Here is a 16,257-nt window from a genome sequence, read left to right on the forward strand (position 1 = left end):
GGGAGGAATACTTGCAAGAAAAGTTGGATGCTTCTCTGCGTTAATGATAATAAATATTTATGGTTCAGTGAACAATATAAAAAGATACTGTTCTTTAAGAACAGTAAAAAGGAGTTAATTATTATGGAAACAAATTACACATTTGAACTAGTAAATGAACTGGTAAATAGAGAAGGTGTTGAAGAAATAATTGTGAATCCTTATGAAAAGATAACTATTGGCGACAAAACTATTGTAGGTATGGCCAGGATATTAATAATCACGGATTAGTGTATTCTCTTATATTGATATGTGAACTTAATATTTTCTTTGTGATAAATCCCTTTAGAACTTGCATTCATTAAACTGTGGTGAACATTACTTGGAACGCCATAATATTCATAAATCCATCCAGTATGAAAAGCAACTTCTAAGAGTTGTGTGGTTGGTTCATAACCAACAGAATGAATTGTGCTGGAACTTACACGTATTCGATTCATCTCTCTCACCTCCCACTCCATCCTACTATATATTGGCCAGAGTTTGAGAAATTCGACAGAAGATGGTTTATTGTGACATTTTGGTGTTTGGGAAAATACAATATATGACTATCTCCTTCTAAGTTGGTAAAACTATACATATAATATTGAAACAGGGTTTGGCAGGTGATATGATATGGACAAGAAAAACAATGATAGTCCTCAAGAGGAGGGAGAAAAAATGAGTATAATAGAAAGTGAAATATTAAGTAATAGACACTGTCCTCCTACTGAATCTTTAAGACAATCTTTAAATGAAGTTAAACTTATGAAAGAAGGGAAAAAGGCAGAAACTTCTCTTCAAGATTGGTTTTCAAAAATTAAGAAGGATAAAGAAAACGGGAGACTGTAGTTAAATGAATATTGTCCCGACTAACACACTTGATCAGGATGTTAGAGATTATATACGAAAAAAGAAGTATCGACATATAGAAGATGATTTATATGATGATATTTTTAAATGTTTAATCAATGACATTTTGATTGGTGACGAAATTAAAGGGTTAAATTTAAGTCAAAGTGAACATGTTTATAAAGCTAGAGCTAAAAATACGAGTGTAAATGTAGGGAAAACTAATGGATTTAGACTTATTTATCTATATTCAGAAAGTTTATCTAAAATATATTTGTTGACTGTTTATTCAAAGAAAGATCATGAGACTATATCAAAGGCAGAGATAAAGAGAATAATTAAGCCATACTTATAAAGATAAGACCTCCGCATCGGGGTCTTATTATCATTCTCCCTTCCTTTTTTTCTACTTTAGTACCTACATTCAAAACAGACATTCATATCCACATACAAACCGTTCCGAATGAAGCAGGATTAGAATGCGTGGGTACGGATATTTCGGGTAACGTTATTGGATTACCGACATGTGTCGCAGATCTCTCCGACCAAAATACTTAATATCCAAGCTAATCTCACGCAAATAATGGGTCTTTTCTGACTCCGTAAGGTCCATTTTCGCCAGTGGTTTTGAATATTGATCAAAAAGCTCCAGCCGATGCACAATGTTCTTAGCCCGATCTGCAAGCACGATCGTAACGGGATTAACCATCTGTACCTTCTTCCAGTAAACTTCCATAAATCCACTTGGCGGTAAGGCGACAATATAATTATCTTGGTTACTATCAATAATTTTCTATAACACCAGCGCAGCCTTTTGACGAAAGGCAGCCATCGTGAAGAATTCCTTTTGGAGGAATTCTATTGGTTTGGCATAATAAATCTCTACCTCATAATCTAGATCAAAAAATTTGAACCCAATTTCCTGTGCCAACTGCTTGCCAATGGTTGTTTTTCCGACACAGCTTACCCCCCTGAGAAATAATCGCATTTACTATTCACGCTTTCTTAGTTTTTCTTTATTAATCTGTTAGATCCTACTCTTCGTCTAAGCGCCGTTCAATCTCTTCATCAGTCAAGTCAAACCGTTGCCAGCCTGCTTGCGTATTGCTTCTTCAAATGTCGTCATTGCGACCAGAAGTCATCCGACAGATACGGAGTGTCTCAAGGAGATCCTCAACTTTCGGACAACATATGTCGGGATGCTGGGAATACAAAAAAGATTAGCGCCATTGTAAACTACTTACAAGAGAGAGGGTACACTCCTCAATCTCTTGCGCGTTTAAAGGCGCCGATCGGTTTAGATATTCATGCTCAACTCCGTTCGAAATCGCGATAAGTATTTAAATTTACGAAGAACTATTGTGCAGCACCTTGTTTTTACAACATTTGGTGTCTTACTAAAAAACCAGCTCTCCTGGTTTATAGCCGGCAGGTAATTCCTCTTCATACAAAAATTTGAAATTGTCATCACGCAGTATGGGTAAAAATACTTCGTAGGGTATCCTGAAAAACGCACAGGTATAATTACTGGCTCCGACCCACCTGCCCTCATTGCCACTAAAATTCAAACCTCTGGCAAATTTCGTATAGTTTGAGCAATCATGAACTGCTAAATCCCAGCTTTCTTCAACGGCTATTTTCATGAATTTCAGAGTTAATTCCCTACTCCAAATCGGAGATATATAGCCATGTCTGGAAATATACATGTTTTCCCCGTAATAATTGTCTATGTTATTGGCATTTAAGTGCAATTCTGCACAATTGATAAAATCGAGTTTTGTCTCTAAGATCGCTTGCTTCTTCTTGAAAAAAGTTTCGAAGAACTCAGGAGTCATTGGCGTTTCAATACCTTACATTTTTAATGTATTTTTTCGCTATTGCATAATTTTAATCACTTTGTCCGAACAATTTGAGGCACCCAGGTTGAAACGCAACTCGTCAAGACCGGCTTCACCTAAAGCTTTCAACGTCTCTTCCGTAGCTAAAGTGCCATTTGTATAGAGATGTTGATGAATCCCTGCATCACTGAATTTCTTTATAACCGGATAGTATTTTTCAATTTCCATGAATGGCTCTAAATAAACGTAGGAAATGCCCGTGGGCTTCTGTTGGATGGAAAGAAGTAAATCAATGTCCTTCTCATAAAATTTTGTGTCTCCTATTTCCCACATGCCTTCGCCAACCGGAGCAATATCATCCAGTTCTCCATAATGATAGCAGAACTTACACTCTAAGTTACATTTGTTCGTTTTCCTGATTGCACTCAAACCGGTTCCCAACAGACAAGAACGACATCCTTTGGGGAATTTGCTTTCATTTCCCACAAAAAAAGTTCTATTCTCCAAAGTTTTCAAGCCTCTAATTTCCGACATTAACATATCATTTCTATGATCGATCGCAGCCTCAATTTGTGCAAAGGTAGCGTAAATGATTTCTTGTTGTTTTGTCATAACTTCCTCATCCTCTGGCAATATTGAAAAGAATTCAAACCAAAACAACGCATCTTTCTTTGAAATTTTCATACATGTCCTCCTATAATTAATTCTACTAAAGATTCGATTCCTATCTTCCTGCTATGCTTTTTCACATAGTCTTCTTCAAAAGACATACGCACTCCACATGACCTGCCTCTGAGTGTTACTGATGCCGTTTAACATCCAAAACCTGACGGCGTAAGCTGTCCGGCGGTAGACAGATAAGCTGACCAATAAGGTAAATGAATATCCGTCAGTCAGTCTGTCTGTCTCACCGCAGCGTTACCAGCGTCTTCAATTATGGCCTTGGCCAGTTATCGGGTATATGTGTAATCAATGACTATTTAGATTTTGTTGGTAGCGAGATCAAATCAAAGAAAATCCTTGTTCCTTCAGCCTCATATTTTACAACCATCGTGGCGACAGCAAGACTAATAAGCGCATTTTGCGTCATCCCAAAAGCCGTAGCCATAGTATCAAGACCTTTTTTCACCTTATCAGGTAGTTCAATTGACTGTCTAGGCACCTTTTTCCCTCCTCATTTTGATGCAAGGGACGACAACTTATACATCAGAGCAACACCAATCTACATCGGTTTCCATCGTTCTATTAGTGAGCGATCAACTTTATCCGTTCTTATGTACTCGCTTTTTCCCGAAGATGATCGGTCGTTGCCTTAAAGGCCAGAATGTCTGCTCTAGACTCTTTCAGCTTCTCTTCAAAAACCAGTCTAAACCAAGCTATTCTATTTCTAGTGGGTGGATACTGATTAAACTTATCATGGACTTTACAGATCGCTTCAATCATCTCAAAATGGTCATATCCCAGGGTCCTCGCTAATTTCAAGGCCATCGGCAGGAGATCATAGAACCCTGTTTTAATGAAATAGTCTTCCAAGCCGGGTCGATTCATGACAATTCCCCCTCAATCACACGTTTTACCATCCGGTCATCAATAATCCTGTGACCGTTCTGCGAACCGTAGAGGAGGCAATGGGTGCATAACTTGTTAATGAGTCTGGCGGCACCGCTGGAGTAACGATAAATATCGTCGATCGCTTGGTCTGAAAAAATGTCGCTGGTTGCACCCGCATAAACCAAGTGCCGTTTCATATAGGCCTCTGCCTCGGCCCGATCATAGTGCGACAGTTTGCACTGCAAATCGATACGTTGACGAATCGCGGTGTAAGCCTGCAGGTGTAGACGATCCCATAGCTCGTTCTGACCGACAAGAATGAGCGCCATGGGGCTCTCTGCATCCATCTTCATATTAAGTAGAAAGCGAACTTCCTCCAACATCTCTTTATCCAGCAAATGCGCTTCGTCCACGACGACAACTGCCTGCAATCGATGAATTCCGCGCATCAATTCAATCTCCCGATGCAGTTGGCGTTTGGCATCGCCACGATAGAACTTCGACTCGTATCCAAGTTGCTCAAGCATTCCTTTGTAAAAGTGACGAGGTGTTAACTTTGAATCCGACAAGTATAAAATCCTGTACTTCGCTGGATCAAGTGTTTTCGCAAACCGGCGAATCGTCGTCGTTTTTCCTGTCCCACAGTCGCCGGTGATGACGGCAAACAACTGACGCTCTGCTGCATATTCGAGCCTACCAAGCGTTTCTTCCAGTATGCTGGATAGGTACAATTTATCGGTGGGAATATCCCTTGAGAAGGGTGTGTGACTCAGCCCGTAGAACGATTCATACATGCTTTTCTAACTCCTTCCGAACTGTTCGGTAGGAGACGGCAGGAGCTTGCCGTTCGTTTCGTTGCTTATTCTGCTCCTCGGCTGCACGAAGTAAACGCGATTCGTCCGCTTTTTCTGGTTGCATATGATCCGGTAGCGCCGGACGTTTTCCAGACCATTCCCTGATGACTAGCTCACGAACCGTCCAAGGTGCATGACCCTCGTATTCGATGGTTAATTCCGTGATGTCAGCGGGATCGTACACGAGTTGGACCTTTCTTCCTATGAAGAGTAGCCCTACCTCATATTTTTTCCCCATAAAGCTAATGCAACCGGACTTGTCCACTTTGCGCTCTTCGCTATGGAGGAATGCATTCGTTAAGATTTCAGGTTCTACGAATCGAAGTGGTGAGCGATCGCTCCGATACGCAGTTTCGGGACTGGCCGTCTCTCCCAGTGCGGTGTGAGGCTTGTTTTGGTGGCATTCGCTAAGCCATAATTGAAACCAGGTGTTAAGTCGATCCAATGTTTTCGGTTTTTCGAGCAGGACTTCATTGAGGAAACTTTGAACCACACGATTCAGGCGTTCTACCTTCCCCTTAGATTCTGGAGAATAGGGTTTAGCAAACAACAATCGGATACCTAGTTTGGAGCAAGTCCGACCCATCCATCGAGTGCGGTACTGCTTGCCATTGTCAAAATAAACGGCTTCAGGAAGCGCATTTTGTTGGATAGACTTTCGAAAGCAGTCCTCCACAATGGCCTGATCGAGCGTTGGATAAAACTCACCGTGAAGAACGTAACGCGTTGCATCGTCAATAAACAAAACAAGATACACTTGTTTGAGGGTACCGTTCGGGCCGATCGGAAGAAAAGGTCCATATTTTATGTCGGATTGCCATAATTGATTGCGATGTCGTTTCTGGAACCTTCGAGCCGCAGCTCCGTCATTCGTATACATCCGCATGGTCCGGGAGCTATAGCCGCGTTCCATAAGCCTTTCTTGTAAAGTGCTTCGTTTGAGCTGCTTGGGTTGTGCTTTTCCTTCCCATTCTAGGATTTGAATGATTTGGCTGACACTGCGACTCGGAACTTCACGCCTCAATAGAATCGCTTGTTCCAAGAGATGGGCAGGAATTGCCTCTGTCTGTTTTTCCCCTTTTCCTTTAGGTAGAAGTCCACTGAACCCTTCTTCTCGATACTGCGCCAAATACCGACGCAGTGTACGCTCTGACAAACCTGATTGTGCACAAAGGGCAACTTTAAGTTGACGGGCCTTGGCTGGGTCCAGTCCGTCTGCTAGTAACGGTGACAAAAGTTGTACCCTCCCAGCTGCAATCTCTTCCGCTTTCTTCTGATCTTTCATTGCTAACGCCTCCATTTCGTGGGATTAGCATGATTCTATCTCAGATGAAGGTGGACATGAATGCAGAACGGGTCTGTCTCCAACGATGAGAATTTGCGATCGGTTGGACAGTTCTACTCATCCATCCGTCTGCGGTACCGACAAACTGTCCAAGAAGTTGGAGGAGTGCGGACTGTGGTCGATCGGACGAGTTCTCCACAGCAAGGTTGTAACGAATTGAGATCGACTGTAAGCAGCCATGGGCGTAGACTACCCACGTGAGAAACCAGAGTTTCCAACGTGAGATCGTTGATTCATCCACTGCAATGTCGGTGCGTGGTGGTTCGTTTAAAATACCTTCAATACTTTCCGCATCATAGCGTTTGTAAGGAACAAGCAAGTCCGGCAATTCATGGTGAATCTTGAAACATGACTCACAGCGTAGTCTGCGAATGATAAGTATTGATCTTCCTCCAGAACTTTGAAACCATACCCGATGACGACTGCCTATGACGATTAAGAGTTTCCCACAACAAGGGCAAGGTACGCTTTCCGCACTCCTAACAAAAAACGCCAGTCCTATACTTCTTCTCAACTAGCGAATAATTTGATACAATGATCATGTTGTTATTGGGAGGACGTCTCTAGTGATGCTGTTGTAGCAGTACCACATCAAAAAAGAGGCGTCTTTCTCCTTTCTTCAAGGATAACGTTATGGTCATTATATTCGTCAACTTAGGGACGGGCAAGACCGTCAGCTTTCGGACTATTTAATTCAGCGTACACACCTGAGATATAAATTTTCCCTAAAACTATGATGGCATAAGATCAAAACCTCTAAAACCTCCAGATATCTCTCAACTTACGCTTTAACTCTTTTAATGAATAATCATTCTTTGGAGCATAGTTCTTAATTAGTCGAGTAGCCTTTTAAAAAAATATTACTTGCATCTTGTTTCCTTATATTTATTTTTCGTTTTTTTGTCGGAAAATTATACATGGGCAAAGAAAACCAGCTCCTTTGGTCCTATCTTTGCCCATACTTATAAAAGATAACCTATTAATATGTTATACAATCTGTTTAAGTTTTTTGACTAAAGCCCTAAGAGCATAATCTTCTCTTGCGTTGTAATCGATATCTACAATTATACAGTTTTATACCTGATTGGCGCCTAAATATTATCATTTAACCAGCAGCATCCTTTAGTAGCCAGACTTTTACCACCTCAAATTTCATCTTCCAAAGAGGCTTCTGTGATATACTTTATCTCTTACGCCGAATGGCCTCTAGGGATTCTTTTCCGGTAAATTGGGAAAACCTTATCCAAAAACAGCCGGATAATAAGTAACCCAACCTCCGCATAAATTCCTAACATTGGTAAATCCGTGTTGAGCCAAGATTCGATAAGCAACGTAGCCTCGCAGCCCAATCTCGCAGTAAACTACGATTTCCTTATCTTTCGGAAGTTCCGATAATTTACTGCGCAGCTCATTGACAGGGATATGCAGCGAGCCGGGGATAAATTTAGCTCTTCGTTCTTCTTCGTCCCGAACATCAATGATGCATATATCTTTCGCTTTAAGTTTACTAAGTTCCTGCCAATGAATCATGCGAACATCACCATTAATGATGTTTTCCGCCACATAGCCGGCCATGTTCACAGGATCTTTAGCCGATGAAAAGGGCGGGGCGTAGGCCAGTTCGAGTTCCTGCAAATCATAAATAGTCCCTTGGTTACGGATTACCCCGGCAATGTCATCGATCCGTTTATCGACACCCTGAGCTCCGACAGCCTGGGCACCCAGGACTCGGCCATTATTTTTATCAAAGACAAGTTTTATGGATAATCTTGTTGCTCCAGGATAATACCCGGCGTGGGAATTGGAGTGAGTAAACAAGACTTCATGAGGAATTCCTAATTTCTTAAGCATTTTTTCATTCGCTCCGGTGAACGCCGCAGCTAAATCAAAAACCTTGGCAATAGCAGTGCCTTGAGTTCCCTCATATTTCTTGTCCCGACCGGCGATAATGTCGGCCACAATGCGGCCCTGTTTATTGGCAGGCCCGGCAAGCGGTAGGAGCGCAGCTTGTCCTGTTACTAAGTGTTTTACTTCAATGACATCGCCAACAGCGTAAATATTAGGGTCTGAAGTCTGGAGCCGTTCATTGACTTTGATGCCGCCTAACTCTCCGATGGTTAGCCCGGCTTCCTTTGCTAATTTAATTTCCGGTTTGACACCAATAGCCAAGATCGTTAAATCAGCTTGTACTTCCTGGCCGCTTTGGAGTGTAATAAGAGCTCCATTTTCCTTTTTCGCAAAGGATTTTACCCCATCTTCCAAAATGAGGTTGATTCCTTTATTGAAAATGTGCTCATGAAGAATTGCAGCCATTTCATAATCCAAAGGAGCCATGACCTGATTGCTCATTTCAATAATCGTTGTATCTACTCCTCTGGCATGGAGATTTTCGGCCATTTCCAGGCCGATAAAGCCTCCTCCGACGACTGCTGCTGTTTGAGGTTTCTGCTCATCGATAAATTTCTTAATCTGATCAATATCTGTAACATTACGCACAACAAGAGCAGCGATGTCATTGATCCCGGGAATCGGCGGACGAAGCGGAGCCGCCCCGGGAGAAAGGATCAATTGATCATAGGATTCTCGATAAACCTTGCCACTCTGTTCTTGGACTTCGACGGCTTTTTCCTCAGGAAAAATACGGGTAACCTCACTAAAGATTCTTACATCAATACGAAAGCGATTTCTCATAGCTTCTGGCTTTGAGACCAAAAGAGCTTCCCGCTCATTAATAACTCCACTAACATAATACGGTAAGCCGCAGTTAGCGTATGAAATATGTTCTCCCCGCTCAAAGATAATGATTTCTGCCTCTTCATCCAAACGGCGCAAGCGTGCTGCAGCACTGGCTCCCCCTGCGACTCCACCAACAATGAGTACCTTTTTGCTCATCACAACTTCTCCTTTAGCAAATAGAATTATCCTTTAGTTTACAAGTTTATGAAAATTGTAACATGATTAATTGGCATTCACAACAAGCATGTTATCTTCTCTTTATAATTCAATTACTCCTCCATTTTTTATATCTGCGAATATCTAAATGTCCATCCTTTTGTTATCTTCATCCAATCTTACCTATATGTGGGCTGGTTGCATATTTTACAATCTCTGAGTATAATATTAGAAAAGGACTGACGTGTTGCAAGCACGCCAGTCCGGCAGGTTGTCTAACCAAACGGTTAGCCCGAATTAGAGGTTATAAGAAATAGCCGCCATCCTGGCCGGGGGCGGTTATTTCTTCTTCATGATCATAACAATGAGTGTCGCAAATGCAATGATGAGATACATCGCCTCAACCATTGAGATCATCCTACCACCCCCTTTCTAAAAGGGGGTGGCTAACCGTCCCTCGACAACCTGTCACAACTATTATAGCGAAATTTCCCAGACAAAAGATGAAACTTGTAGCTGAACTATTCACAGGGTTCAGGCCGCCTCATAACACGAGGCGGCCTGATTTGTTTCTCAGCCAAACGTTAAACTTCAAGGACTCCGTTCCTCACAGCGATGCGTATAGTTGAAACGGAAATATAAGTCACCAATCAATTTGATCTGGGTACTCCAAATTCAGACGGATATCATCAGGATTTCTATCATACTCTTTGGCTGCCTCAAGTATCTTTAAATAACTATATTTTACATAATTACTTTCTATATAACTACGAATTCTGAATTCCCCAACCTCATCCACATGAAGGAAACCTTCACTTGTTAAAATCAAACCTTTACCGTCTTCTTCATCACAAACCCCGGCAGCGGCTCCTTCATCTTCCAGACAATACTGATGGGCGCCGAACCATAGTGACTTTGAAAATCACACAAGCCCAGACAGGTAAAGGGAGAAGCAAATGCTCCCGCTTTCTTGTACTCCCTCACAAAAAACAATACCTTGCCACCATTAACAGGCTGGTTAAGATACCTCTGCCAAACATAGCATTAAATTGCTATCATTGCGGCTACACCTTCGAGCTGCGTCTTAATTTCAGTCCATTCAGCACCTAGATCGAGTGTTTTGACACTTATCTGATTACCACCCATCATGTAGTCGTTATCGGGAGTAATGTCTTCATCGGTCTTTGCATATAAAAGCACACCACTTACGTTTCCGCTCCCATGGAAATCCTTGTTTTTAACATAAGTGAATATTTCATACAGATTGCCCGTGATAATGGTGGTACTGTCATACCTTGTATTCCTTTGCATGGTTTGCCCATTCACGAATCAGAATCGCCGCCATTAAATCATGGACGTTTTCAAAGTCCTCGGATTTAACACTGCTGAATCCCTCTTCATTCAGTGTTTGATATGCGTAAGCCAGCATATAATAAACATTTTTCATCCTAATCATGTAATAGCACCACCGTAATTTTTGAGACCAGTGTTCCACCTTCGACGGCTCGTCAAACCAGTATTCTTTTATCAGCGGTATAAGTTCGTATTCCACTAAATCTGACAGCCACGCATCATCAATAACATCCCCAGTACAAAAATAGCTATGGCCAACACAGAAACCACTACCAAGTGATGCATCGCTCGATATGACACGGTTCATCGCATCAACAATTCCTACCAAACTATCTAAATTTTTATTCGCTACTGTCGCCTGATAGCGTTTAAAACCTGCACTTCCGAAAGCCGGTTCAAATTCAAAAAAGGCAAAGCGACGGCGAAGTGCATAGTTAATCATTGCAAGACTGCGATCCGCAGTATTCATCATGCCGATAATATAGACATTTTCCGGGACAGAAAATTGCTCGTCTGAATATAGCAGACGTACTTCCTTGCCTCGTTTATCATTCTCAATCAACATTAATAACTCTCCGAAAATCCTACTGAGGTTTCCTCGGTTAATTTCATCGATGATGAAAAAATATTCTCGATCATCTGGTTCAGCTTCTTTGCAAAAATCGTAGAACGGGCCCTTTGTTAAAGAGAAACCACTTTCTGTTGGGCGATATCCCATAATAAAATCTTCATAGCTATAGCTCTGGTGGAACTGAATAACCATAACTCTGCTGGTATCCTTTTCACCCATGATGGAATAGGCTAATCTCTCTGCTGCATAGGTTTTGCCAACGCCCGGTGCGCCCTGCAGAATAATATTCTTCTTTTTTATAAGGAGATTTTTCAAGGTATTATAACGCTCCTCGGTCATGAATACCTCTGACAAAAAGTCCTCTGCAGTGTAATTATCAAACTGAGACACAGCTTCGTCGTCAGAGATGAGTACATCATCTGTTGACGCAGCGAACATATTCTCAAGTCGTTTATAGTAGTCAGTGTACGGGGTAATATTCGTGAGGGTTTTCATTACGATTTGGCCTTCATGATCCCATTCGCCCTTATTTGTCCAATTTACGGTATGAATATGGCGATACTCTTCTCTCGATTCATCAAATATATAATCAGACGTAACAACGCCGCGGCCGATAATCTTCTTTATGCCTTTCTTGACGAAAATGACGTCGCCTATTTTCACTTCATTTGCAAACTGCCACGTTGCGTGTCCAGCGTTTTAATGTTAATCGTGACCGCCCTCGCCAGTTCCTTGTAGGCCATCCCTTCACGCATCTGCCTGGAGTACATTTCCGCCCAATAATACAGCGAGTGTTTCTCTATGTCGTATTGATTGCTTAAAGGTCCTAGTTAATTTATGGTTGTTCAAAAATGATCATCATGCTTGATCACTACCCTTCTCTTCTGGTCTAGAATTTTTAAGGAAAATAACCGGGCTTTCTTCTTCAGAATAATCGTATTCTCCTTGCTGCTGCGCTTCAACAAGAATATCAACAGCATTTGCCACTTTGGCGGCAAGTTGAAAATACATTTCCTTATAATCTGGCACGCAAAATACACCTCTCTGCAATTAGTGTTATATAACTAATTATGACACATAATATACCTTAGTGTTATATCACTAACAAAACTTATTCTTCTTCTGTATGCTTTTATTAGTGATAACTCACTAGGAGGTGTATTCATGGATACGAGAAAAGCAGTAGCGAATAGAATTGTTGAACTATGCAAAGAACGGAATATAACGCCCAATGCTTTGAGCTATCGTGCCGCTGTACCACAATCGACTATAAAAAGCATCCTAAATGATGAGAGCCTGAACCCTGGTATTGTAACCATTAAAAAGTTGTGTGATGGTTTAGAAATCTCTCTGTCGGACTTTTTTAATACGGATGTCTTTAGCAATTTAGAACAAGAACTCACATGAATCTCCAATAATCCTAACATTTGAGAAATCTACTCAAATCTCATTTCGGGGCATAAATAGTGTGCATTAAGTAACACCATGCAGTCTGACTTTGTCATACGAGCATTGAAGAGGCAATAGAAACCTATGAAACCTGATATTATTAACAGCGATCAAGAAGTCAGCCACTTCCAAGGCTTATATTCACTAAATTAAGAGCAAAACCATTAGAATCAGCATGAACGGCAAAGACCGAGCTAGAAATAATGCGAGGATAGATCTGCGTATTAACAGCAGAAATTTAAATCTTTACCGTCTTCCTCATCACAAACCCCGGCAGCGGCTCCTTCATCTTCCAGACAATACTGATGGGCGCTGAACCATAGTGACTTTGAAAATCGGCAAAGCCCAGACAGGTAAAGGGAGAAGCAAACACTCCCTCTTTCTTATACTCCCTCACAAAAAACAATACCTTTCCACCATTGACTGGCTGGTTAAGATACCTCTGCCCTGTCAGGGATTCCACCGTCGTCCGGCTTTGGGACTGCCAATGAAATAGCTCTTCATTAATGGAATAATCCTGATACATGGTTGACGGAGAATAGTCCTTTTCCGACTTGTTCAAGGTCACGAAAAAGACATCCAGCTTCTTCTCAGCTAGGTAGAGAGCTCCTTCCCGGAAAGAGCTCCTCTTTTGTTCCGTATGTTTTCCCAGAGCCACTAAAATCTGATCAAATGTATAAGCACAATATAAGTCGAGTGGGTATTCATCCTCAAATCCGACCAAAGGCTTATCCACGAAATCGATATTGCCGAACTGATAGTCCAGCAAATCCATCAGTTCTTGGTAAAGCCGTAGATCATTAATGGCCCAATAAATCGCCTCTTCTATTGAAGCAAACCTATTTCCCAGATCACCAAGCCCCTTACCCCACAGGGTATAGTGGACCATGGTTAGCATTGTCCGTTCCACCGTAGTCAAAGAATGCAATAAAGAACCTTTACCTAAAAGAATCAGTGGTAGGATCTTCTGCATAAAACCAATCCAGCGTCTGGAATTTACTAAAGATAATCTTCCTAGTGCTGTGGCAAGCAATCGTTCCCGCTCTGTATCTACCTGATATCCCTTGAGCAAACCAGCCTGAGCCGCCAGCCCCACAACCGTTACCTTTTTGCTATAGACATCTTGTGGTGTTACATGATAACCCTCAAAAAACTCCCTGACTTTTAGCTCATGTTTGACTTCTATAAGATCATAAAGCTTACCAATCAAATTGCGCTTAGTATTAACCGCATCTCGGATGTTCTCCAAAATGTAGTCCTGAGCCTGTTTTTCCAATTGGATTGAGCAGCCTCTAGGCACATTGGCAAAACCCGTCTTAATTTCCTGCTCAATGGTTTTTCGAGTCTTTGATAACAAGGCTTTAAAACGGTCTTCAAAAGAATACCTCTGATGCGCTTGTCCCACAAAATCCAAGACCGTCAGGGCTTCTTTCCCCTCACAGAGTCTTAGCCCCCTACCTAACTGCTGCAAAAAGACGGTTAAGCTTTCCGTTGGCCGCAGAAAAAGAACCGTATTCACTTCAGGAATATCAATTCCTTCATTATAGATATCCACCACAAAAACAAAGGTGATTTCATTCGTTACCAGGCGCCGCTTTACACTATCTCTGTCATCGTTATCCGATTCCGCGACTAGAAATTCTGAAGGAATCCCCGCTTTGTTAAAAACCTGGGCCATAAATTCAGCATGCTTTTTACTTAAACAAAAACCAATTCCGATGATTTCGGAAGGATCAAGACAATATCGCTCCATGGCATTGATGATATACCCAACACGTTTTTCGGCAATCGCTTTTTCAAAAACATAGAGGTTTTCTAGCTCCCTCTCATCATAATTTCCAGCAACCCATTGAACCTGGCGAAGGTCAACATTATCCGTCACGCCAAAATAATGAAAAGGACTGAGTAATTTTCGTTCAATTGCTTCCCATAACCGGATTTCGGCAGCAACTCTGCCCTCGAAATAAGAATAGATGCTTCGTCCGTCCGCTCTCTCTGGAGTTGCTGTCAGTCCGAGTAACACCTTCGGTTTATAATACTCCAAAAGTTCTTGGTAGGATGGGGCAGCGGCATGATGAAATTCGTCAATCACAATATAATCATAGAAATCAGGCGAAGTAACCTCTGTTAAATCCTTCGAGTTAAAAGATTGGATGGAGACAAATAAATGGTCAAAGTTCTCTGGCTTTAGGCCTCCAACCATCATCGAGCCAAAGTTGAGATCCTTGAGTATCCCTCGAAAGCAAGATAAACTCTGACTTAATATTTCCTTTCGGTGGGCAACAAAGAGTAGTTTGTTTGATCTATTTGGGTTTGCCCTGCAAAAGTCCCGGTAATCAAAGGCGGCGATGACTGTCTTACCAGTACCCGTGGCCGCAACGACCAGGTTTTTAAACGAGTGATGGACTTCCCGTTCAGCTTTCAATTTGTCCAGAATTTCTTGCTGATAATAGTAAGGTTTAAGATCAAAGTGAAACGCTAAGTCATTCGCTTCATCCTGACTGCTTCTTCTCTCAGACCTCAAGGCTTTTCTCAAGCGCTCGGAATCAAGGGCTGCAATAAAAGGCGTAAACTCAAGATTATTCCAATACCCTTCAAACGTGGCCCGGATTTTCTCCAGAATATCCACTGAGTCATATTGGGATAGCTTAATATTCCATTCCAAACCGCTCGTCATGGCTGACTCAGAGATATTCGACGATCCGATATAAACAGTACTGAAACCTGTATCTCTCCAAAAGACATAGGTTTTAGCGTGAAGGCGAGTCCGTTCAGTATCATAGGAAATATGGATTTCTGTATTAGTCAGTTTACTGAGTTGTTCGATTGCTTTAAAATCCGTGGCTCCCAGATAGGAAGTCGTGATAACCCGCAGTTTACCGCCACCCATTGTAAACTGGGTCAGCTCATTGATGATTAACCGCAAGCCGCTCCACTTGATAAACGAAACGAGAAAATCAATTCTGTCGCTGCTTATGATTTCCTTTTTCAGTTCTGAGATCATGCTCGGCTCATGGACCGCCCCAGTAAAGAGGGAGTTCTCTGAGATAGAAGTCTCTGGTCTCACAGTCTTTTCAGAGGCGGGTAAAGCTCTTGGTCTGCTTGCTTTCTTGTCCACAAGGGCTAATAAGATCTGGGCATCTTGAGTAATTAGGAAACTCTCAACTCGCTTAAAGGTCTCCTCATCTTTTTTAAAACTAAAGCTTCCTTTTTGAATACACTCTCCTATGTACTGCAAGATACCATTACATAAACTCACCCGATCTCTGACGACAGCATCCCCATCTTTGATATAATCAAAAATCTCGCGTAGAATTTTAGTTAGGTAATCTGCCAGAATCTTAGAAGACTCAGCCGAATCAAGGGGCTGAGTATCTTTTATGAAAAGTTGTTGATCCACTTTATTCAGGTTTTCGTTGATGATTCCGTTAATGATTTGCTCGTATAGGCCATAGATGATTTCTGACATGCTCCACCTCTAACTCGCAACTAGCTAAAGATTTTCTACAGGTAAAAAATCTATGGAGACAAAGT

19 protein-coding genes and 2 pseudogenes are annotated in these 16,257 nt (G+C 41.7%); 4 read left to right on the forward strand and 17 right to left on the reverse strand.

The window, feature by feature from the left end; translation table 11 throughout:
- Positions 1–123 precede the first annotated feature (123 nt).
- Positions 124–270, forward strand: a complete 147-nt coding sequence (locus ACYQ3Q_RS22840) for a BC1881 family protein (protein WP_156146618.1) — start codon at positions 124–126, stop codon at positions 268–270.
- On the opposite strand, the gene ACYQ3Q_RS22845 is transcribed toward ACYQ3Q_RS22840, so the two are convergent.
- Positions 267–479 (reverse strand): KTSC domain-containing protein, encoded by a 213-nt coding sequence (locus tag ACYQ3Q_RS22845; RefSeq protein ID WP_045577243.1) that lies wholly within the window; start codon positions 477–479, stop codon positions 267–269. The two genes, ACYQ3Q_RS22840 and ACYQ3Q_RS22845, sit on opposite strands and share 4 nt — an antisense overlap.
- Positions 480–654: 175 nt before the next feature.
- On the opposite strand from ACYQ3Q_RS22845, the gene ACYQ3Q_RS22850 reads away from it, so the two are divergent.
- Together ACYQ3Q_RS22850 and ACYQ3Q_RS22855 are read left to right on the forward strand one after the other, a co-directional pair.
- Positions 655–870, forward strand: a complete 216-nt coding sequence (locus ACYQ3Q_RS22850) for a hypothetical protein (RefSeq protein ID WP_045577244.1) — start codon at positions 655–657, stop codon at positions 868–870.
- A gap of 4 nt (positions 871–874) precedes the next feature.
- Positions 875–1,225 (forward strand): hypothetical protein, encoded by a 351-nt coding sequence (locus tag ACYQ3Q_RS22855; protein WP_459930774.1) that lies wholly within the window; start codon positions 875–877, stop codon positions 1,223–1,225.
- 153 nt (positions 1,226–1,378) lie between these two features.
- Here ACYQ3Q_RS22855 and ACYQ3Q_RS22860 read toward each other — a convergent pair whose 3' ends face one another.
- From ACYQ3Q_RS22860 to ACYQ3Q_RS22930, 15 genes and pseudogenes are all read right to left on the reverse strand, one after another.
- The gene (locus ACYQ3Q_RS22860; RefSeq protein WP_156146617.1) at positions 1,379–1,606 is read right to left on the reverse strand and encodes a hypothetical protein; all 228 of its coding nucleotides are present in this window, start codon (positions 1,604–1,606) and stop codon (positions 1,379–1,381) included.
- Between the two features lie 57 nt (positions 1,607–1,663).
- Positions 1,664–1,858 (reverse strand): shikimate kinase, encoded by a 195-nt coding sequence (locus ACYQ3Q_RS22865; RefSeq protein ID WP_045577246.1) that lies wholly within the window; start codon positions 1,856–1,858, stop codon positions 1,664–1,666.
- Between the two features lie 409 nt (positions 1,859–2,267).
- Positions 2,268–3,392: pseudogene (locus tag ACYQ3Q_RS22870) on the reverse strand (radical SAM protein).
- A 292-nt stretch (positions 3,393–3,684) separates the two neighbouring features.
- Entirely contained in the window at positions 3,685–3,870 is a 186-nt protein-coding gene (locus tag ACYQ3Q_RS22875) for a hypothetical protein (RefSeq protein WP_459928144.1), read from the reverse strand.
- Between the two features lie 110 nt (positions 3,871–3,980).
- On the reverse strand, positions 3,981–4,256 hold the full coding sequence (locus ACYQ3Q_RS22880) for a hypothetical protein (RefSeq protein ID WP_459928143.1): 276 nt from the start codon (positions 4,254–4,256) through the stop codon (positions 3,981–3,983).
- Entirely contained in the window at positions 4,253–5,053 is an 801-nt protein-coding gene (locus ACYQ3Q_RS22885) for an ExeA family protein (RefSeq protein ID WP_459928142.1), read from the reverse strand. Before ACYQ3Q_RS22885 ends, ACYQ3Q_RS22880 begins: the two co-directional genes overlap by 4 nt.
- Positions 5,046–6,398, reverse strand: coding sequence for a DDE-type integrase/transposase/recombinase (locus ACYQ3Q_RS22890; protein ID WP_459928141.1), 1,353 nt, complete (start codon positions 6,396–6,398; stop codon positions 5,046–5,048). The genes ACYQ3Q_RS22885 and ACYQ3Q_RS22890 overlap by 8 nt, the downstream gene beginning before the upstream one ends.
- A gap of 40 nt (positions 6,399–6,438) precedes the next feature.
- Positions 6,439–6,972, reverse strand: a complete 534-nt coding sequence (locus tag ACYQ3Q_RS22895; protein ID WP_459928140.1) for a DUF6431 domain-containing protein — start codon at positions 6,970–6,972, stop codon at positions 6,439–6,441.
- 725 nt (positions 6,973–7,697) lie between these two features.
- Positions 7,698–9,350 (reverse strand): FAD-dependent oxidoreductase, encoded by a 1,653-nt coding sequence (locus tag ACYQ3Q_RS22900; protein WP_459930775.1) that lies wholly within the window; start codon positions 9,348–9,350, stop codon positions 7,698–7,700.
- A gap of 643 nt (positions 9,351–9,993) precedes the next feature.
- Positions 9,994–10,149, reverse strand: coding sequence for a hypothetical protein (locus ACYQ3Q_RS22905; RefSeq protein WP_459930776.1), 156 nt, complete (start codon positions 10,147–10,149; stop codon positions 9,994–9,996).
- A 26-nt stretch (positions 10,150–10,175) separates the two neighbouring features.
- Positions 10,176–10,382 (reverse strand): annotated as a pseudogene (locus ACYQ3Q_RS22910) (hypothetical protein); the annotation flags it as partial.
- Positions 10,383–10,394: 12 nt separating this feature from the next.
- Positions 10,395–10,661, reverse strand: a complete 267-nt coding sequence (locus tag ACYQ3Q_RS22915) for an McrC family protein (RefSeq protein ID WP_459930777.1) — start codon at positions 10,659–10,661, stop codon at positions 10,395–10,397.
- The gene (locus ACYQ3Q_RS22920; RefSeq protein WP_459930778.1) at positions 10,639–11,937 is read right to left on the reverse strand and encodes an AAA family ATPase; all 1,299 of its coding nucleotides are present in this window, start codon (positions 11,935–11,937) and stop codon (positions 10,639–10,641) included. Before ACYQ3Q_RS22920 ends, ACYQ3Q_RS22915 begins: the two co-directional genes overlap by 23 nt.
- Positions 11,934–12,044: a hypothetical protein gene (locus tag ACYQ3Q_RS22925; RefSeq protein WP_459930779.1), complete on the reverse strand. Its 111-nt coding sequence runs from the start codon at positions 12,042–12,044 to the stop codon at positions 11,934–11,936. The genes ACYQ3Q_RS22920 and ACYQ3Q_RS22925 overlap by 4 nt, the downstream gene beginning before the upstream one ends.
- Before the next feature lie 88 nt (positions 12,045–12,132).
- The gene (locus ACYQ3Q_RS22930; RefSeq protein WP_459930780.1) at positions 12,133–12,303 is read right to left on the reverse strand and encodes a hypothetical protein; all 171 of its coding nucleotides are present in this window, start codon (positions 12,301–12,303) and stop codon (positions 12,133–12,135) included.
- A 135-nt stretch (positions 12,304–12,438) separates the two neighbouring features.
- On the opposite strand from ACYQ3Q_RS22930, the gene ACYQ3Q_RS22935 reads away from it, so the two are divergent.
- The gene (locus ACYQ3Q_RS22935) at positions 12,439–12,681 is read left to right on the forward strand and encodes a helix-turn-helix transcriptional regulator (RefSeq protein ID WP_459930781.1); all 243 of its coding nucleotides are present in this window, start codon (positions 12,439–12,441) and stop codon (positions 12,679–12,681) included.
- 280 nt (positions 12,682–12,961) lie between these two features.
- On the opposite strand, the gene ACYQ3Q_RS22940 is transcribed toward ACYQ3Q_RS22935, so the two are convergent.
- Complete coding sequence (locus ACYQ3Q_RS22940; protein WP_459930782.1) at positions 12,962–16,192, reverse strand: DEAD/DEAH box helicase; 3,231 nt, start codon at positions 16,190–16,192, stop codon at positions 12,962–12,964.
- Positions 16,193–16,257 lie beyond the last annotated feature (65 nt).

The organism is Desulfosporosinus burensis (assembly GCF_054657535.1).